Source organism: Ampullimonas aquatilis, assembly GCF_049675895.1.
GTDB lineage: Bacteria > Pseudomonadota > Gammaproteobacteria > Burkholderiales > Burkholderiaceae_D > Ampullimonas > Ampullimonas aquatilis.
Window position 1 is genome coordinate 2,269,872 of the sequence record NZ_CP183834.1, and the last position, 19,564, is coordinate 2,289,435.

The 19,564-nt window shown below is 48.1% G+C and carries 19 protein-coding genes; 14 read left to right on the forward strand and 5 right to left on the reverse strand.

Annotated features, from left to right (window positions below):
- Positions 1-332: 332 nt before the first annotated feature.
- Positions 333-974: a response regulator gene (locus ACMYR3_RS10485; RefSeq protein WP_424191904.1), complete on the reverse strand. Its 642-nt coding sequence runs from the start codon at positions 972-974 to the stop codon at positions 333-335.
- Positions 971-2,323 carry a HAMP domain-containing sensor histidine kinase gene (locus ACMYR3_RS10490; RefSeq protein ID WP_424191905.1) on the reverse strand — a complete coding sequence of 451 codons (1,353 nt, stop codon included), beginning with the start codon at positions 2,321-2,323 and terminating at the stop codon, positions 971-973. The genes ACMYR3_RS10485 and ACMYR3_RS10490 overlap by 4 nt, the downstream gene beginning before the upstream one ends.
- A 353-nt stretch (positions 2,324-2,676) precedes the next feature.
- Between ACMYR3_RS10490 and pqqA the strand changes: the two genes are divergently transcribed.
- Genes pqqA through pqqE form a run of 5 tightly spaced genes read left to right on the forward strand, consistent with a single transcriptional unit; the run spans position 2,677 to position 5,852 of the window.
- Positions 2,677-2,751 (forward strand): pyrroloquinoline quinone precursor peptide PqqA, encoded by a 75-nt coding sequence (pqqA, locus tag ACMYR3_RS10495; protein WP_424196466.1) that lies wholly within the window; start codon positions 2,677-2,679, stop codon positions 2,749-2,751.
- A gap of 53 nt (positions 2,752-2,804) precedes the next feature.
- Positions 2,805-3,719, forward strand: a complete 915-nt coding sequence (pqqB, locus tag ACMYR3_RS10500; protein WP_424191906.1) for a pyrroloquinoline quinone biosynthesis protein PqqB — start codon at positions 2,805-2,807, stop codon at positions 3,717-3,719.
- The gene (gene pqqC, locus ACMYR3_RS10505) at positions 3,716-4,426 is read left to right on the forward strand and encodes a pyrroloquinoline-quinone synthase PqqC (protein ID WP_424191907.1); all 711 of its coding nucleotides are present in this window, start codon (positions 3,716-3,718) and stop codon (positions 4,424-4,426) included. Before pqqB ends, pqqC begins: the two co-directional genes overlap by 4 nt.
- Complete coding sequence (gene pqqD, locus ACMYR3_RS10510; protein WP_424191908.1) at positions 4,423-4,686, forward strand: pyrroloquinoline quinone biosynthesis peptide chaperone PqqD; 264 nt, start codon at positions 4,423-4,425, stop codon at positions 4,684-4,686. Before pqqC ends, pqqD begins: the two co-directional genes overlap by 4 nt.
- A gap of 2 nt (positions 4,687-4,688) precedes the next feature.
- Positions 4,689-5,852 (forward strand): pyrroloquinoline quinone biosynthesis protein PqqE, encoded by a 1,164-nt coding sequence (gene pqqE, locus ACMYR3_RS10515; RefSeq protein WP_424191909.1) that lies wholly within the window; start codon positions 4,689-4,691, stop codon positions 5,850-5,852.
- Between the two features lie 230 nt (positions 5,853-6,082).
- Here the strand turns inward: pqqE and ACMYR3_RS10520 are convergent, their stop codons facing one another.
- From ACMYR3_RS10520 to acs, 3 genes are all read right to left on the reverse strand, one after another.
- Positions 6,083-8,155, reverse strand: coding sequence for a VC_2705 family sodium/solute symporter (locus tag ACMYR3_RS10520; protein WP_424191910.1), 2,073 nt, complete (start codon positions 8,153-8,155; stop codon positions 6,083-6,085).
- Between the two features lies 1 nt (position 8,156).
- Complete coding sequence (locus ACMYR3_RS10525; protein ID WP_424191911.1) at positions 8,157-8,495, reverse strand: sodium/substrate symporter small subunit; 339 nt, start codon at positions 8,493-8,495, stop codon at positions 8,157-8,159.
- A 177-nt stretch (positions 8,496-8,672) separates the two neighbouring features.
- Positions 8,673-10,652: an acetate--CoA ligase gene (gene acs / locus ACMYR3_RS10530; RefSeq protein WP_424191912.1), complete on the reverse strand. Its 1,980-nt coding sequence runs from the start codon at positions 10,650-10,652 to the stop codon at positions 8,673-8,675.
- A gap of 189 nt (positions 10,653-10,841) precedes the next feature.
- On the opposite strand from acs, the gene ACMYR3_RS10535 reads away from it, so the two are divergent.
- The 9 genes from ACMYR3_RS10535 to ACMYR3_RS10575 all read left to right on the forward strand — a co-directional run bounded on the left by ACMYR3_RS10535 (position 10,842) and on the right by ACMYR3_RS10575 (position 19,564).
- Complete coding sequence (locus tag ACMYR3_RS10535) at positions 10,842-11,459, forward strand: YqhA family protein (RefSeq protein WP_424191913.1); 618 nt, start codon at positions 10,842-10,844, stop codon at positions 11,457-11,459.
- 67 nt (positions 11,460-11,526) lie between these two features.
- On the forward strand, positions 11,527-13,044 hold the full coding sequence (locus ACMYR3_RS10540; RefSeq protein WP_424191914.1) for a fumarate hydratase: 1,518 nt from the start codon (positions 11,527-11,529) through the stop codon (positions 13,042-13,044).
- Positions 13,045-13,184: 140 nt separating this feature from the next.
- The gene (gene murI, locus ACMYR3_RS10545; RefSeq protein WP_424191915.1) at positions 13,185-14,033 is read left to right on the forward strand and encodes a glutamate racemase; all 849 of its coding nucleotides are present in this window, start codon (positions 13,185-13,187) and stop codon (positions 14,031-14,033) included.
- A gap of 142 nt (positions 14,034-14,175) precedes the next feature.
- Entirely contained in the window at positions 14,176-14,652 is a 477-nt protein-coding gene (gene bfr / locus ACMYR3_RS10550) for a bacterioferritin (protein WP_424191916.1), read from the forward strand.
- 455 nt (positions 14,653-15,107) lie between these two features.
- On the forward strand, positions 15,108-15,362 hold the full coding sequence (locus tag ACMYR3_RS10555; RefSeq protein ID WP_424191917.1) for a (2Fe-2S)-binding protein: 255 nt from the start codon (positions 15,108-15,110) through the stop codon (positions 15,360-15,362).
- 184 nt (positions 15,363-15,546) lie between these two features.
- Complete coding sequence (locus ACMYR3_RS10560) at positions 15,547-16,815, forward strand: cytochrome-c peroxidase (RefSeq protein WP_424191918.1); 1,269 nt, start codon at positions 15,547-15,549, stop codon at positions 16,813-16,815.
- A 42-nt stretch (positions 16,816-16,857) separates the two neighbouring features.
- Positions 16,858-18,195 (forward strand): hypothetical protein, encoded by a 1,338-nt coding sequence (locus ACMYR3_RS10565; RefSeq protein WP_424191919.1) that lies wholly within the window; start codon positions 16,858-16,860, stop codon positions 18,193-18,195.
- Positions 18,195-18,740: an FMN-binding protein gene (locus tag ACMYR3_RS10570; protein ID WP_424191920.1), complete on the forward strand. Its 546-nt coding sequence runs from the start codon at positions 18,195-18,197 to the stop codon at positions 18,738-18,740. The genes ACMYR3_RS10565 and ACMYR3_RS10570 overlap by 1 nt, the downstream gene beginning before the upstream one ends.
- Entirely contained in the window at positions 18,737-19,564 is an 828-nt protein-coding gene (locus ACMYR3_RS10575) for an FAD:protein FMN transferase (protein WP_424191921.1), read from the forward strand. Before ACMYR3_RS10570 ends, ACMYR3_RS10575 begins: the two co-directional genes overlap by 4 nt.

Consider the following 19,564-nt stretch of genomic DNA (forward strand, 5'->3'; position numbering starts at 1 on the left):
CCATCCCGAGATGCACCACAACACCAGCCAAGCAGCCTAGGAAGGAAATTGAAGATAATGACTGGAATGATCAGAAAGAAACACCAGAATATTTCAGAAAGCCTACCCTTGATTGAATGTAGCATCACCGTATTCCCCAATATAGTTTTACTTTTATAGGGCTATCTTAACTGGCTTTTTTTCAATTCAGTATCAGGTAAATACTACTATTTGCAAGGTTTGCCAAAATAGCACTATGGGCTATTAATCGATAAGATTATTGAATGCATCAGCAAACAGGGACTCAATAAGGGTAAGTATCCCGGTCTGCCACCAACCAAAATAAATTCCGGTTACAAATCAATCAGACCATGCCTAATTGCAATCAATGACAACTCGGCCTGATTGGATACGGAAAGTTTTTGCTTCACATTATAAAGATGCGTACCGGCAGTACGCGGCGAGATATTCAAAGCGGTGGCAATCTGATTAACTGATTGCCCCTTAGCAAGCTGAATGAAAACTTCAAATTCTCGTTCGGACAGAATTTCCATCGGATTGGTACCACCATCAAACTCTTGCAGCGCCATTCGTTGCGACAAGCGTGGATCCAGATACATGCGCCCTGCGGCAACACTACGAATTGCCAATATCAAATCATCAGGAGCACTACGCTTGGACAAATAACCCAGTGCGCCAGCTTTCAGCATGAAGCGAACATAACTGGGATCCTCGTGAGAAGACAAACCAAGTACACGGACATTTTTATCTCGCGCAATAATTCGGCGAGTGGCCTCAACTCCGGTCGTACCACCCAATGACACATCCATCACAACCACGTCGGGCTTGCAATTTGGAATTTCTTGATAAGCTGCCTCAGCTGATTCAGCCTCGGCGACAACCCTGATATCCGGCGTGGCTTCGAGTAACATCCGGAAACCAAAACGTACCACCATATGGTCATCTACCAGCATGACTGAAATTTGCTCACTCATACAGCAACCTTTCTGACAGGGATCGTCACGTCGACTTCCATACCATCCTCATCACCTTGCCGAAACACAATATGACCACCCAATAGTTCCGCTCTTTCCTGCATGCCGCGCACCCCAAAATGGCCCGGCTGAATCAGTGTATCAGGGATGCCAACACCATTGTCCGTGATAGTAAGACGCAAATCATCTGCCTGCATGCGCAAAAATAAACTAACCCGATTAGCCTTGGCATGACGAATGACATTGGTCAACGATTCTTGAATAATTCGATAAACAGATAACTCCAATGCTTCTGGCAAGGCAGGCATGAGTGGATCAATCTGCATAACTATACTGAGCGCTGGTTCAGCCAACTGGATTTCACTGACCAGATCTCGCACCGCATCATTGAGCCCCATTTCCTCAAGCTGAATTGGTCGTAACCGTGGAATCATACGATGCAGTGCATCTACGGTGGCGGTGGCAGCATCAAACAGCATTTTGCTTGAATACTCAACAGCACTGCCTTTAAGCGCTGGACTATCACTCATTGATTTAGCGATACTACAAATGCCTGTAAGAGACTGACCAAGCTCATCATGCAGTTCACGTGCTAATGAAGCGCGCTCCTCTTCAATTCGTTGAGTCAGAAGCGCACTGAATTCCCGTTGAGCATCAAGTCGCGCCTGTGCTTCGGCACTGGCATGGCGAGCTTGAATATTTTCTTCTACCGCTTGTGCCATCTGGTTAAAAGTACGCCCCATTTCATCTGCTTCTTTACCTGCTAAAACCGGTAATCGAACCTGATGGTTACCACGCTCAAAATCACGCAAGGCATTCAAAATTTGAACAAAAGGCGTAAGCCATCGACCAACAATAAAAAAGATCAATAAATCGGCCAATAGTAAGGTTGCAGCTTCCACCAAAAAAATTTGACGCAAGTCATCCCAAGCATCCAGTATGGCGCGCGAAGGATCGGGGGTAATAATCAAGCGACCATTCTTAAGCATGATGGTGGTAGGCTTGAGTACCGGGGTCAGCATTGCAGCATACCATTCGGGTGCATTATTGCCGGCCTTGTAGGTGGATGGCGATGATGCATAAAGAATATTGCCCGCATAATCCACCAATACAATGTCATTAGCGCGAATTCTGCCAGTCTCGCGTAAAAAGCCCGCTAATTGCTCCAAACCACCCATTGAATAAAGCCAGCTGATTCGGCCCAGCAAATGATCAGCAATCCGATTGGTTGACTCAATTTCTTCGCGCACACTGGTACGAGCCACCATGATTTCCATCATGACCAACAAGCCCAATACCAAAACGCTGACCACGGCAAAAATCAGATTAATTTTGCTTCGCAGACTCATTGCCTTTACCGGCAATGGTTGCGGCGCAACATCATCTTGCTGAAGATCTGATGTTTTGGCGAGATTGTTTTCCTGCAACAAGTTTGTCACCACTTAGCCAATCAATAGGTAAATAAGCTGGTTTGTCATTTTAATTTCTCAAGTGGGAAGTTGCTGGGACAGAATAAAGAATTCGCATTCTAATGTTGGCAACCATGATTGTCTTAACTTTCATGAAAATCATGAGTGCTTGATGTGGGAATTACACAAGCCAAATTCACTGCCAATCAGCACAATACACCCAGATCAGTTAAATCGTTGGCTGTTCTAAATACAACTTAAAACAACGAGACATTTTTTAAAGGAAAATCATCATGACTTGGGAAACTCCACAAGCTACAAACCTGCGTTTTGGTTTCGAAATCACAATGTACATCGCTAATCGTTGATTTGCGATTTAACAGCCGCGACTTCGGTTTCGGCTGTTTGATGGAGACACAATTTGAAAATAAGAATCCTCGGCTCAGCCGCAGGCGGTGGTTTCCCGCAATGGAACTGTAATTGTTTCAATTGCCAGGGTGTACGTAATAACACGATTCAGGCCACACCACGCACACAATCCTCCATTGCCGTCAGTGAGAATGGTAGTGACTGGGTATTAATCAATGCCTCTCCAGACATTCTGACTCAGCTCCGCGCCAACCCTGACTTGCAACCTGCGCGTGCAATCCGCGATAGTGGGATTACCGCCGTATTGCTGATGGATGCGCAAATTGACCACGTTACTGGTTTGTTAATGCTGCGTGAGCGCTCAACACCGCTACCACTTTACGCCACCGAACAAGTCTTTGGCGATTTATCCACCGGACTGCCTATCACCAACGTGCTATCACATTATTGCAGCGTGGCACGCAATACGATTCAGCCTGATGGCAAGCCCTTTACTATTGCGCCCCTTGAACAGACGAGTTTTTGTCCAGTAACGCTTTTGAGTAAAGCCCCACCCTATTCGCCACATCGCCATGATCCCCATGCCGGGGACAACATCGGTCTGAAAATTATCAACCAGACCAATGGCAAAAGCATTTTTTATGCACCAGGACTTGGGGTTTTGACACCCGAGGTCGCCGAAGTGATGAGTAGTTCCGATGTACTGCTGGTGGATGGTACCTTGTGGACCGAAGATGAAATGATCACGATGGGCCTGTCAAAAAAGACCTCTTCCGAAATGGGCCATTTGGCACAATCGGGCCCAGGTGGCATGATTGAAGTACTCGACAAAATGCCAGCTACCCGCAAGATACTGATTCATATCAACAACAGCAACCCGATCCTGCGCGACGACTCAGCGCAACGTGCCATGTTGACAAAACATGGTATTGAGGTGGCAATCGATGGAATGGAAATCATATTGTGACAACAAACGACACACCATGGAGCCGCACCGAATTTGAAGCGCAATTGCGTGACAAGGGCAAGAGCTACCATATTCATCATCCTTTCAATATCAAGTTGAATACGGGCAAATGCTCACCCGATCAGATTCGTGGGTGGGTGGCCAATCGCTTTTATTACCAAAGCATCATTCCCATTAAAGATGCTGCCATCATGGCCAATTGCGATGATCGCGACACGCGCCGTAAATGGATCTCTCGTATACTCGATCATGACGGTTATGATGATTATCAAGGTCATGCATCTGGTGGTATTGAAAGCTGGACCTTACTGGGTGAGGCAACAGGTATTGCGCGCGAAGAACTCTGGTCCTTGCGCAATGTTGTTCCTGGCGTTCGGTTTGCCTGTGATGCCTACGTCAATTTTGCGCGCCGCGCTCCCTGGCAAGAAGCAGTTTGTTCATCACTCACCGAGATGTTTGCACCGCAAATCCATAAAGACCGTTTGGCGACCTGGCCTGAACACTATCCCTGGATCAAGTCTGAAGGTCTGACCTATTTCCGCAGCCGTGTGCCCTTGGCGCAGCGTGATGTGGAACATGGTCTGGCTGTCACACTGGATTACTTTACGACACGCAAACAGCAAGAACACGCATTGGAAATCTTGCAGTTCAAGCTCGACATTCTCTGGTCCATGCTGGATGCCATTGAAAGGGCTTACCCGGAATGAGTGGATTGCCTGACAAACCAAAACTGAATCGACACTTCCGCATGCAATGGGAAGAAACACAGCAAAATCATGTGTTGCTTTATCCCGAAGGCATGATTCGCCTCAATAGCAGCGCTGGCGAAATTCTTAAATGCTGCGATGGCACACAAACGATTGATGAGATTGTGACAACGCTGGAAACCAAATTCAATACCACTGGCTTACGCAAAGATATTGAAGCCATGCTAACGCATGCCTTTCAAGAAAACTGGATCGTCTGATCATGGACAGCAATACTGCAGCTAAACCGGCCATTGCCCCACCTTATTGGTTGCTTGCCGAACTCACCTATCGCTGTCCACTGCATTGCGCATTTTGTTATAACCCTGTCAATTACGATGCTGTTCGCAATGAGCTTACCACCAGTGAATGGATTGACGTCATGCGCCAATCTCGTGCCATGGGCGCGGTTCAGCTTGGGTTTTCTGGTGGTGAACCACTCATGCGTGATGACCTGGAAGAACTGGTTGCCGAAGCGCATCGACTCGGTTTTTACACAAACCTGATCACCTCTGGCGTGGGCTTGAATGAAACCAGAATTGCCGCCCTGAAAGAAGCCGGTTTGGATCATATCCAATTATCGTTTCAAGACTCAACCAAGGAATTAAATGATTTCCTGAGCAGCACCAAGACCTTTGACCTGAAAAAGAAAGTCGCGGCACTGATCAAAAAATATGACTATCCCATGGTCATGAATTGTGTCTTGCATTGTCATAATCTCCCTCATGTCGACAAGATCATTGAGATGGCTTTGGAGCTTGATGCTGAATATCTGGAACTGGCCAACACGCAATATTATGGTTGGGCATTGGCCAATCGTGATCAATTGATGCCAACCAAAGAACAGCTGCGCGAAGCTGAAGCAGTTGTAAACAGCTATCGTGAAAAAATTGGCAAACGTTGCAAATTGCTGTTTGTGATTCCCGACTATTACGAAGATCGGCCCAAAGCCTGTATGAATGGCTGGGGTTCGGTTTTTCTGAGTATTGCACCAGATGGCATGGCATTACCCTGCCACAATGCACGCGATTTACCTGGTTTATCTTTGCCCAATGTGCGTGATGTGCCAGTAGCCGAGATATGGAATCGCAGTCAAGCTTTCAACTTGTTTCGTGGCGATGACTGGATGCAAGAGCCTTGTCGTAGCTGCCCAGAAAAAACCAAGGATTTTGGTGGCTGTCGCTGTCAGGCTTTCATTATTGCCGGAGATCCGGCGGCGACTGACCCAGTCTGCTCAAAATCCCCATTACGGCATAAGGTTGACGAGGTGATTTTACGCGCGGCCAACCGCACTGCTCCCAACCTGGAAGAAAAACCAATCATTTTCCGCACTGATAGCAATTCGCGTCTTATCGCTGAAGATTTCCGAACTGGAAAATGTCATTAAAGTGAGAATGACCTTCCTTAGCGTTATAAGTATTTCGAAATATCGTATTTTTATTATGAATATGAGAGAGATTGATTCAAAAAAGTCTTGCTGCGTCGCAACATAATCTATAGACTATGAACTGTCTCCTCCACCCCTCCTAAAGGTGGATTAAGGGCCAAGGTCTTAACACCTTGGCTTTTTTTTCGCTCAGATCATTGGTAGTCATTGGAATACTATCGACTTCACATTTATTCGGAATCGCCGGTCCGAATATGATCCACCCAACAATGTGATAAGTCGGTTGAACTGACCGTACGGCCAATCAACAAACTCAACAGAACAATCGTCGTAAATCCAGCTGGTACACCAAAAAATCCGGAAGAGATGGGTTCAATGCCCCACCATTTTGCCATTTGCCAACCAGTGAGTTGCGTAATAAATGGATAGGTCGCGCCGATATAGAAAAGGCAAACTCCCAGACCCACCAACATACCCACAATCACCGCAGTAGCCTGGGTTCTTTTCCAGAATACCGAAAGTATTAAAGCTGGCACAAAACTCGATGCTGCCATGGAGAATGCGGCACCCACTAAAAATAAAATATTACCTAAACGCAAAGAAGTGACGTAGGCCGCCAGGATCGCAATGGCCAATAAAAGAATTTTTGCGGTGGTGACCCGACGTGGGTTGGACGCTTTTTTATTACCAAAAATGTAGAAAACATCGTGAGATAGCGTATTGGCGACCGTCAGCAATAAACCATCCGCAGTGGAAAGTGCCGCAGCCAATCCCCCTGCTGCAATCAGGCCCGACACCACATAAGGCAAATGGGCAATTTCGGGTAATGCTAAAACCAGCATATCGGGATGCAAACTGAGCTCGGCATACTGAACAATATTATCGCCATTGATATCGCGAACCGAGATTGAACGCGTATCCAGTTTGCTCCACTGACCAAACCAGGCAGGTAAATCGCTAAAGCTGATACCGACCAGATTCTGATAGATCTCATATTTCATAAATACAGCCATGGCTGGTACTGAGATATAAATAAGCGCAATAAAAAATAAGGTCCAGGCTACTGAACGACGTGCCGATGAGACGGATTTACTGGTCTGAAATCGGGTCAGAATATGCGGCAAACCTGCAGAACCCAACAACAAACAAAACAGGAGCGCCATAAAATTGAGTCGATTATTCTCATACTCCTTGCCATCACCAGTCGGAAAGACCTCGGCCATTGGCATCAAAGGACGACTTTTGGCGATGAGATCATCGTACTCGGCACTCCAGAGAATAAAGGCCTGTGTCTCGTCTCTTGGAAAAATATCCAGACTCTTTTCAACCTGCTTGACTTGTCGTAGCGAAGCACCTTGAGTACGCAACTGGCTTAATTGATTAAGAATCTGCTCTTTTTGCTGCAAGTAAGATTTGGGCAAAGTATCAATCAACCGACGTTTTTCTTCAGCCTGAACAAGATAATAGTGGCGGATCTCTGCCTCAGCCGGATGCGCATTGATTTCTGCTTCACGCATAGTCACGCGCTCTAAAATTTTGGCGTAGCTGATTTGTGCAACGGGTTGTCCATCGTATTTCATTGATAACAAACCCAGGGGCAAGAGATAAGCAGAAAGCAAAATCAGGTATTGCGCGACTTGAGTCCAGGTAACAGCACGCATCCCACCCAGAAACGAACAAACCAAGATGCCAGCCAGACCAAAGAACACACCCACACCAAATTCCACACCAATAAAACGGGTGGTAATCAACCCAACCCCTTGAATTTGCGCCACCAGATAAATAAAGCAACACAGCACAGTAGCCAACACTGCCAGTAAACGAATGATTTTGGAGGCGAATGGATGATCGGCAAAACGTTGTGCCAGAAAGTCAGCCACCGTCAGGCTCTGGGCTTTGCGCAAATACGGTGCAAGGAAAAAAGCAACCAGGCAATAACCACCAGTCCAGCCCATGATATAGGCCAGTCCATCATAACCAACCGTAAAGAGTGTGCCTGCCAGGCCAATAAACGATGCAGCGCTGATCCAGTCAGCCGCGGTAGCCATACCGTTAAATACCGATGGAACGTTGCGACCCGCCACATAGTACTGATTCAAGTCGGAGGTGTGACAGAGCAGACCGATAGTGGCGAAGGTGGCCAGTGTCACAAATAAAAAAATGTAACCGTGCCACGGACTCGGCCCATAGACCTGCTCAAGCTGCCAAATGAAGGCCACCAGCAACATCAGGCTGGCCCAATACAAAAAGTAAAAACGGGCAATCCGCCAGACGCGGGAGTTATGAAGAAATTCACCCAACATATCAGTTTGAATTCTCAGTATGTCGCACCGACATTGGTTTAGCTCGACAATTTGCACGACGTGCCTGTCGTTGTCGGCGGTCCAGTCGATTCATGAGAATGGCATACACAACGATCAAGACGACATAGATCAGCACCGCACCTTGCGCACCAAGAAAAAAAGGCACATTGTGCCAACGCGAAGCGAGAAACAGACTGCGGCCAAAAAACGGCACAACGAATGTGACCAATAAGCCAACGCCCATCAGCACACTGATCACAATCAAGTTATACGTCCAATAAGCGTCCACTGATTTTTCCGTCAGCTTCTTTTCAACCGAATCGCCTTTATTAATCAGCAATATATACTCCGGATATGTATATAAATTGATATAGACAAATTGCACTTAAGCAGCAATAAATTAATATTTAAGGTGGGAGTATCAATAAAAACGGGCCAAATGACTGGCATTTGACCCGTTTGAATAGACTCAGGAAAGATGCCAAAACATCCATCCTGTTCAAATCACGCTATCCGATCAGAGTGTTTCCTTGAGCTGTTGCAAGATCGCTGGATTTTCCAATGTGGACACATCCTGAGTGATTTCCTCACCCTTGGCAATCACACGCAAGAGACGACGCATGATTTTGCCGGAACGGGTTTTTGGCAGGTTATCTCCAAAACGGATGTCCTTCGGCTTGGCAATTGGACCAATCTCACGACCAACCCAATTACGCAGTTCCGTAGCGATTTTCTTGGCGTCATCACCCGTTGGACGATTACCTTTCAGTACCACAAAAGCGCAAATGGCTTCACCCGTCGTGTCATCAGGTTTACCAACCACAGCAGCTTCAGCAACCAATGGATTAGCGACCAAGGCAGACTCAATTTCCATGGTACCCATACGGTGACCGGAAACGTTGAGCACATCATCAATACGACCCATGATGGTGAAATAACCAGTATCTTTGTCACGGATTGAACCGTCACCTGCCAAGTACAGACGACCACCCAATTCTTCAGGATAGTAGCTCTTCACAAAACGGTCTGGATCACCCCAGATAGTACGAATCATGGAAGGCCATGGACGTTTGATGACCAAAATACCACCCTGACCGTTAGGTACGTCATGACCAGTTTCATCCACGATCGCAGCCATAATGCCTGGCAATGGCAGCGTGCAGGAACCAGGTACCAATGGTGTTGCGCCTGGCAGCGGCGTAATCATGTGCCCACCGGTTTCGGTTTGCCAAAAAGTGTCCACAATCGGGCATTTCTCGCCACCAATATTTTTGTGGTACCACATCCAGGCTTCTGGATTGATTGGTTCGCCGACTGAGCCCAACAGACGCAGGGAAGTCAGATCATATTTACGTGGATGAACATTTTCATTGGACTCGGAAGCCTTGATCAACGAACGGATTGCAGTGGGTGCTGTGTAGAAAACGCTGACTTTATGTTGCTCAATCATTTTCCAGAAACGACCAGCGTCCGGGTAGGTGGGCACGCCTTCAAACACAACCTGTGTTGCACCGGCTGCCAATGGGCCATAAGTGATATAGCTATGACCCGTGACCCAGCCAATATCAGCGGTACACCAGAACACATCGCTAGGCTTCAGATCGAAAGTCCATTTCATGGTCAGGATGGCCCACAGCAGGTAACCGCCGGAACTGTGTTGCACACCTTTTGGCTTGCCTGTAGAACCCGAAGTAAACAGCACAAACAATGGATGCTCGGCACTCACCCATTCAGGTTCGCAAGCCTCCGCCTGACCTTCCATGACGTCATGCAACCAACGATCACGACCTGCAACCATCGTGATATTGCCACCAGTACGCTGGTAAACAATTACATCTTTTACTGCTTCGCAACCGCCCAGCGCAAAAGCCTCATCAACAATCGCCTTGAGTGGAATATTTTTGCCGCCACGGACTTGTTCGTCGGCTGTGATGACAGCCACCGCGCCAACATCGACAATCCGCTCTTGCAGGGATTTAGCCGAGAAACCACCAAACACCACGCTATGAGTGGCACCCAGACGTGCACAAGCCTGCATGGCGACCACACCTTCAATCGACATTGGCAGATAGATGACTACGCGATCACCTTTTTTGATGCCAAGTGATTTCAGACCATTGGCCAGCTTGCAAACCCGGCTGTGCAAATCTTTGTAGGTGACATTGGTGACCTTGCCATCATCAGCTTCAAAAATGATGGCCGTTTTATTGGGCTGGGTTTCCAGATGACGATCCAGACAGTTGTAGGATACGTTCAGGTCACCATCTTCAAACCATTTGTAAAACGGTGGATTGGTCTCATCCAGCACTTTGGTAAAAGGCTTTTTCCAAAGTAGATGTTCTTTGGCCAGACGCCCCCAGAAACCTTCGTAATCACTGGCTGCCTCAGCGCACAAGGCATTGTAGGCTTCCATACTGGGAATGGCTGCCGTGCTGCTAAACTCGGCAGAAGGTGGAAATACTCGACTTTCCTGTACTACGGATTCAATAGCGCCCATGGCCCCTCCAATTTAATAATAATAGAATTCTTGTTTTACACTTCTCGTAACATCATAGGCAAAACCGCTTACGACGGGCTGACTAAGTGTCGTGATTTTACTTACTCTTGCGCGGCATTAAAATACCTGTCGCCGCTCACTGCCGCATGACGGTAAAATTCAGGCTTTCTTGTTTGCACGCCTATCCACATGTCTGCTGAAAAACCTGTTCAAACCGTCGTCTCACCTGCCATGAAAATATTGCCTCGCATCATTTTCATGAGCCGCTGGCTACAAGTGCCCCTGTATCTGGGCTTGATCGTAGCACAGGCCCTCTATGCCTATCATTTCTGGGTCGAGTTGGTTCATCTGGTCGAAGCCGCAATGGGTATACCAGAAGCTATTGCCAAGGTTTCCTGTTCGGTCAGACCGATATTAGAAAACTGTGTGATAGCCCCTGGTGAACACCTTTCCGAAACAACCATCATGTTGGTAGTACTCGGCCTGATTGATGTGGTAATGATTTCCAATCTTTTGATCATGGTCATAGTGGGTGGCTACGAAACATTTGTATCGCGAATGAACCTGGAAAGCCATCCAGATCAACCCGAATGGCTTGATCACGTCAATGCATCAGTGCTCAAGGTCAAACTGGGTACCGCAATTATTGGTATTTCCTCCATTCACTTGTTAAAAACCTTTATCAACGCAGCACAATACGACAGTAAAACCCTGATTGCGCAGACCGTGATTCATTGTGCCTTCCTGTTGTCAGCGCTGGCACTGGCCATGGTTGACCGGGTCATGGTCAGTGACAATCCTCATTGATTGCCATACCAATATTTTCTGTTTAGTACCTATTTACGCCCCACCCTCAATACAAAAAGAGACTGCCATGACCATCATCAAACAAGACGACCTGATTGACTCGATTGCTGCTGCTTTTCAATTCATCAGTTACTACCACCCGCTCGATTACATCAAGGCACTGGGTGCCGCTTATGAAAAAGAACAAAGCCCGGCCGCCCGCGATGCGATTGCCCAAATCTTGACCAACAGTCGCATGAGCGCGGAAGGCAAACGCCCGATTTGCCAGGACACCGGGATTGCCACGGTGTTTATCAAGGTCGGTATGAATGTGCAGTGGGATGCCAAATTGGGCCTGGCCGACATGATCAACGAAGGCGTACGCCGTGCCTACAATTATCAAGACAATGTGCTGCGCGCCTCGGTATTGTCCGATCCCGCATTTGGCCGTAAAAACACCAAAGACAACACACCTGCCGTGATCCACTACGAAATTGTTCCAGGTGATGAAGTTGAAGTGATTTGCGCCGCCAAAGGTGGTGGCTCTGAAGCCAAAAGCAAACTGGTGATGCTCAACCCGAGCGACAGCATTGTTGACTGGGTCATCAAGACGGTGCCAACCATGGGTGCCGGCTGGTGTCCACCGGGCATGCTGGGCATTGGGATTGGTGGCACGCCTGAAAAAGCCATGTTGCTGGCCAAAGAGTCCCTCATGGCACCGGTTGACATGGCAGAATTGCTTGCACGTGGTCCACAAAACAAACTTGAAGAATTGCGTATCGAGTTGTACACCAAGGTCAATGCATTAGGTATTGGCGCACAAGGCTTGGGCGGCCTGACGACGGTGCTGGATGTGAAGATTCTGGACTATCCAACCCATGCTGCTAACCTGCCTGTAGCAATGATTCCCAATTGCGCAGCGACTCGTCATGCCCACTTCACACTGGATGGCTCTGGCCCGGCATTCCTGGAACCACCCGCTCTGAGCGAATGGCCACAAGTGACCTGGACTGCCGACACACAAAAATCACAACGTGTTGATCTCAATACCCTGACACCAGAACAAGTCGCGGCCTGGAAGCCCGGTCAGACTTTACTGCTCAATGGCAAGATGCTGACGGGTCGTGATGCGGCTCACAAGCGTATTGCCGACATGCTCGCCAAAGGTGAAAAGCTGCCAGTCGACTTTACCAATCGCGTCATCTATTACGTCGGTCCAGTCGACCCAGTACGTGATGAAGTAGTTGGTCCTGCTGGCCCAACCACCGCCACTCGGATGGATAAATTCACCGAGACCATGCTCGGTCAGACTGGCCTGATTGCCATGATTGGTAAATCGGAACGCGGCCCCACTGCCATTGAATCCATCAAAAAACACCAGTCAGCTTATTTGATGGCCGTGGGTGGCGCTGCTTATCTGGTCTCCAAAGCCATTAAATCGGCCAAGGTAGTGGGCTTTGAGGATCTCGGCATGGAAGCTATTTATGAGTTTGAAGTGCAAGACATGCCCGTGACTGTTGCGGTCGACTCTAGCGGCGTATCAGTCCACAATACTGGCCCGATTGAATGGCAAAAAATCATTGGCATCTTGCCCGTCGCTGCCTGATTGTGATTGACCACCTTGATTGACCACCCTATTGGATTGGCAATTAGTCAATCCATCTCAATGAAAGCTGATTGCAAATTGATCCGCTTTCATTGATGACCATCTGTTCATTTTTTGTGCGACCAGCCAGGCAGCCCGTCTTGAATAATATTGGCCTTTTTGATTCTGGTATTGGCGGTCTGTCCATTCTGTCCGAGATTGCCAATACCCTGCCCCAGACTGCGCTGCATTATGTGGCTGACTCGGGCTTTGCACCTTATGGCAATCAATCCGCCGACTACGTCAAAGCCCGCAGCATTGTCATCTGTGATCATTTAATTGCCCAAGGCGCACAACTGATCGTGGTGGCCTGCAATACTGCCACGGCAATCGCCATTGCAGATTTACGCACACGATATTCAGTGCCAATTGTTGGTGTTGAGCCTGGTATCAAACCCGGGGTTGAACAATCACGTAATAAGATCGTGGGGGTGCTTGCCACTGAAAATACGATTGCTTCGGAGAAATTTCAGCAACTGGCCAATCAATATCATGACCAGGCACAATTGATCATGCAACCCTGTGCCGGTTGGGCCGCAATGATTGAACAGGGTATGCAAAATGAGCATCATGGTCAGGCCTTGATAGCCACTCATCTACATCCCGCGCTGAAAGCTGGCGCTGACACCTTGGTATTGGGCTGTACTCACTATACGTTTATTCGCGATGCCATCACACAACTGGCTGCGAGCATGGGCCGCACAGATATTCGCATCGTCAATCCCGCGCAAGCCATCGCCCGACGTGTACAAGACCTGATTGAACTGCATCAGTTAGTTCTCCCTCAACCAAGTCCCTCAACCAATTTATTGCGTTTAACTACCAGCGGCTCGACCGACTCGTTTGCGCATCAGATTCGGCAATTACCTGATTTGAATAATTTACAACCTTACGTCAATGGTATTGAATCAATGCCCGTCAGGACTGACCGGATCAACCATATTCAATAAGGGTCACCATGGTTTAATGCCAATCATTCTTCTTTGCAATACGAATCTCAGCATCAAAAGACATGCTCGACAAGGAATCTTATTGGCTTTGAGATTTATTCCGTTTATAGTGGTTGAATCTGTTTTCTGATCGGAGTAAACCATGCAAGGCGATAAAAAAGTTATCGAATTTCTCAATGCCCAGCTCAAAAATGAACTGACCGCCATCAATCAATACTTTTTGCATGCACGCATGTACAAACACTGGGGCCTGACCAAACTGGGCAAACATGAATACGATGAATCCATTGAAGAAATGAAGCACGCCGACAAACTGATCGAACGGATTTTTACGCTCGACGGTTTGCCCAACCTGCAAGATCTGCACAAACTGCTGATTGGTGAAACCACCGAAGAAATTCTGAACAGTGATCTGCAAATTGAACTGGGTTCACAAATCACCCTAAAAGATGCCATCGCCTATTGCGAAACCGTCCGTGATTATGTGTCGCGCGATGTCTTTCAGGAAATTCTGGACGATACCGAAGAACACATCGACTGGATTGAAACCCAGATTGATCTGATCGCTAAAGTGGGTATTCAAAACTATCAACAGAGCGGTGCTGACATTCCAAGCTGATTGGACCAACTCGGCAACGGCGCATCAGCCACCTCGATGCGCCAATATACTCTACACCAGTAAATTATTTTGATCAATAAATCAGCACTTGAGAAGTATTATTTTGTGCATACCCCCTTAAATTGATCTAATTTCACGATCATCATAGTACTTTTACCGCACTACCCCTTCACTACCCCCTCAATCCCTCCCTCACTACTTCTGCCCACACAGATCTCCAATCGAGCCCTTGGCACGTAAATTTCTATATAGAAGCTGCAAGTAAAGTTTGTCTTGATTGAGTGTCAAGTTTGAAGCAAAGCCAACATTATCAAGAATGATTCTTATTTACTTGTTTTTTTTATCATATTGAATAATAATGATTCTCATTGGCTATATTATTTATAATTGATTATGCAGTCCGGCAAGCTTTTCGAGTAACTCACGCCGCGCCGCTTCACTTTAAAGGTAATGACATGATTGTCTGTGTTTGCAAAGCCGTATCAGAGCGCCACATTCGCCAGGCCCTTAAAGAAGGCATGGCAGAAACTTTTGATGATCTGCAAATTGATCTGGGTCTGGCTACCTGCTGCGGCAAATGCGAGAGTGCTGCTCGTGCCATGGTTGAAACTCATCAAACGGTTGAGCGCGCCAGGCAAGAAGAGGTGCCACGTCGCATCATTCCAATCATGGCCATCACACACGCCAATCCATTGAACATGCCAGGCTAAATATTTGATACTGCTTCGAACCATAACAACAAATTAATTAGTAAACCCCAATCAACGACAGTAATAGCGAGCCACTGAACTAAACAGCGCCAGCCAGCAATCTCAACCAGGAATTGACTATGGAACTGTTAATTAGCCTCATTGTGGCTTGTGCGATTTCCTTTTGCCTTTTTTCTGGACCATCATGAAATACTTATCCTTACCACGCTTGCGAGACAACATCATTCGTGCAAGTCAACGACTGCGGATTGACCGCTTAAGTTGCGCTAGTCGTTTAATTCTCTTGTTCGCAATAGTTCCACTGCTCAACGCTTGTGGTGGTGGCGGTGGTGGCACCAGCAGCAATAGCAGTGAAACCGTCAGTGTCAGCATGAGTCCAGCAGCACAGCTCGGTGAACAGATTTTCAAGGATGTTTCATTGTCGGCCTCAGGCAAAATGTCATGCGCCACCTGCCATGATCCAGCCCATGCCCATGCACAAAGCAATGATTTATCGGTGCAACTCGGTGGCCCCAATCTGGACGTACCAGGATTTCGAGCTGTACCGTCATTACGTTATTTAAATACTACACCAGCCTTTTTCTTTGACAAGGAAGGCACACCAACCGGCGGCTTTAATCGCGATGGTCGCGCTCAGAGTCTGGCCGAACAGGCCCAGCGCCCCTTTCTTGCCCCACATGAGATGGCCAATGAGATTGCCGCCAACGTCATTGATAAGCTCAAGAAAGCCAGTTATGTGGAAACTTTTCGCAAGGTCTATGGTGCCGGTATTCTGGATGATGCCGACACAGCCTTAAACCGGGTGCAGCAAGCATTGCAAGCCTATCAACTGGAAGACAGCGACTTCCATCCTTTTGATTCCAAATACGACGCCTTTCTGGCAGGCAAGTCTTCATTGACCGACTCTGAATTACGTGGTCTGGCACTATTCAATAATCCTACCAAAGGCAACTGCATTGGCTGCCATCCCAGTACCAAGGGCAGTAACGGCTCCCCGCCATTATTTACTGATTTTACTTATGACAATCTTGGTGTACCACGCAATACGACGATTGCTGCCACGGCCGACGACAGTTACTTTGACCTCGGTTTATGTGGACCAGATCGTACCGACCTGAGTAGCAGCGCAGCCCTCTGCGGCGCCTTCAAAGTACCCAGCCTGCGCAATGTTGCTACCCGCAAGGTGTTCTTCCACAACGGTCGCTTTACCAATCTGCGTGACACACTGGGCTTTTATGTGCGGCGCGATATCAATCCCGAAGAATGGTATCCACTAGCGGCAGATGGCACTGTCCTCAAATTCAATGATCTGCCAGCGCAATATCAGGGCAACGTCAACATCACCGAAGTCCCCTATAACCGTCAACGTGGTGGCGTGGCCGCATTGAATGCCACTGAAATCGACGACGTGATCCAGTTTCTCAATACCCTGACCGACGGCTACAAACCCTGATTGACCATCAGATAGCCCCTTTTCAACTTAACCATCGCCATCATGAAAAATCACCTCATTCCCAAGACCCTGGTACTCAGCCTGTCCATGCTTGGCCTGCCACTGGCAGCGCAAGCCTCCGAAGCAGCCTTGCTGAAGCGTATTGAAAAACTGGCAGCCGAACTGGAGCAAGTCAAGGCCGAGCTGCAAGCCACCAAACAGAAAACCGATGTGGTTGAACAGAAACAGGAAGTTCTGATTGCAAGACCTGTCCCGGTCGCACCTGCGCCAATCATCGTTCAGACAGCGCCCGCACCAGTCGTCACCGCTACGGCCCCGGTCAGCAGCACACCACAAACAGTGATTACCGGTTATGGTGAAATCAATTACAACCGGCCTAAAGACGCCAGCCAGGCGCAAGCCGATGTACGTCGTGCCGTCATTGGCCTTCAGCATCGCTTTGACGACAAAACCAAACTGGTTACCGAGTTTGAATGGGAGCACGCTATTGTTTCAGCTGACGATAGCGGTGAATCAGAAGTTGAACAAATTTACATCGAGCGTGAATTTGACAACGGCCTGCGCGCCAAAGGTGGTCTGTTCCTGATTCCACTGGGTCTGCTCAATACCAATCACGAGCCAACCGCCTATTACGGCGTCGAGCGCAATTTTATTGAAACTGCCATCATTCCTTCAACCTGGCGTGAAGCAGGGGCTTCGGTATCCAGCACCATGGACAATGGTCTGACATGGGATGCCGGCCTGACAACCGGTTTCAATCTGACCAAATGGGACGCTGCCGGTACCGATGGACTCGAATCCCCATTGGGTAGTATTCACCAGGAAGGCCAACTGGCCAAATCACGCGATCTGAGTGTCTTTGGTGCGCTCAACTGGCGCGGTGTACCCGGCCTGCTGCTGGGTGGCGGTATATTTACCGGCAAGGCTGGTCACAAGACAGCCGGTTTTGCTGCCAATGATGCCCGTGTCACCTTGTGGGATCTGCATGCGCGCTACAACCTCGGTGCCTGGGATCTGTCAGCTCTCTATGCCCGCGGTACCATCAGTAATACCGATGCAATCAATCTGACATTGGTAGGCAATCCGACCCTGATACCAGCCTCTTTCCAGGGCTGGTATGCCCAGGCTGCCTACGCCTTGTGGCAATCGGGTAATTACAAACTCAGCCCCTTTATTCGCTATGAGCAATACAATACGGCCAAGAGCTATGCCTCGCTCCCTGCTGGTTTAGGTAATAGCAGTGGCCCCGACGAAAAAGTTACCACCCTTGGTGCCAATCTGTGGCTTAGTGAAGGCGTAGTGCTAAAAGCCGACTATCAAAAGTTTCGTCAGGACAAGACTCGTGACAGACTTGACCTGGGAATTGGTTACTCATTCTGATGAAAAAACGGTATAGCAACCTGACAGCGTTGGCCGTACTTGCTACGGCAAGTACATCGGCTTGGGCTACCCAATATCTGACGGCAGAAGAAGCGCAACGTGTATTGTTTCCCGAAGCAACCCAGTTTCAGGACAATAATCTGCAACTCAGTGCCGAACAGATGAAACAGATCGAACAGCTAGCTGCCCTGCCCGCCCGCTCCCAAAGCTGGCGGGTTTTTAGCGCTTATAAAGACACGACATTACTGGGCTATATAGTCATTGACGACGTCATTGGCAAATTTGAATTAATCAGTTATGCGGTGGGCATTGCCCCGGATGCCAGCATTAGGCAGATTGAAATTTTGGCCTACCGGGAAAGTCATGGTTTTGAAATCCGTAATGCCGCCTGGCGCAAACAGTTTGTCGGCAAACATGTGCAGGATGGTTTGGTGGTTGGCAATGGTATTGCCAATATCAGCGGCGCCACATTGTCATGTACCCATATTACCGATGGGGTGCGTCGTATTGCTGCCTTGGCGCAGATCATGCTCAAGCAAAAATGAAACGGCGCGCCCAACCCTGGCTTGGTACGCTGGTCGAGATCACCATTTTCGATGAGGTGTTTGATAACATCGCTTTCGATATGGCTTTTGCCAGTATTGCACGCGACCATGCCTTGATGAGCTTTCATGCACCGGATAGTGATGTCAGTAAAATCAATCAAGCAACATTAAATACACCTATCCAGGTGGCTGCCGAAACCTATGCAGTTTTACAAACCGCACTCTTGATCGGTCGCGCCAGTAGTGGACTATTTAATATTGCCTGTGCACCACGCATGGTGGCGTGGGAATTTTTGCCCGACATTGCCTCATCATCTTCATCCGATAATCCTGTCCAAGCGCATGAGGCTTTATGGCTAACCTCTGATCAATCAGTCATCAAACGACAACCCTGTCTGATTGATCTTGGTGGTATTGCCAAAGGCTTTGCAGTTGATCAGGCTTTATTTGCGCTACAACAGGCAGGTGTCCATCATGCCTGCATCAATGCTGGTGGCGATTTGCGCTGCATGGGTGAATCGGCGATACCCGTATGGATTCGTCACCCTCGTTTTGCCGACACACCGCCGATCCCACAAATCTTACAAAATCGTGCAATGGCTACATCAGGCACCTATTTTTCTGCCAAGACCTTGCGCGATGACAAAGTCAGCGCCTTGGTGAATGGTATAAATCTGCAGGCCGTCATCAAATTGAGCAGCGCCAGCGTTGTAGCAGAAAGCTGCATGGTGGCTGATGCGCTGACTAAAGTCGTCATTGCGACAGAAAATGCTTATCATTCACTTTTGCAACAATTTTCTGCCCACGCTATTTATCTCGACTGA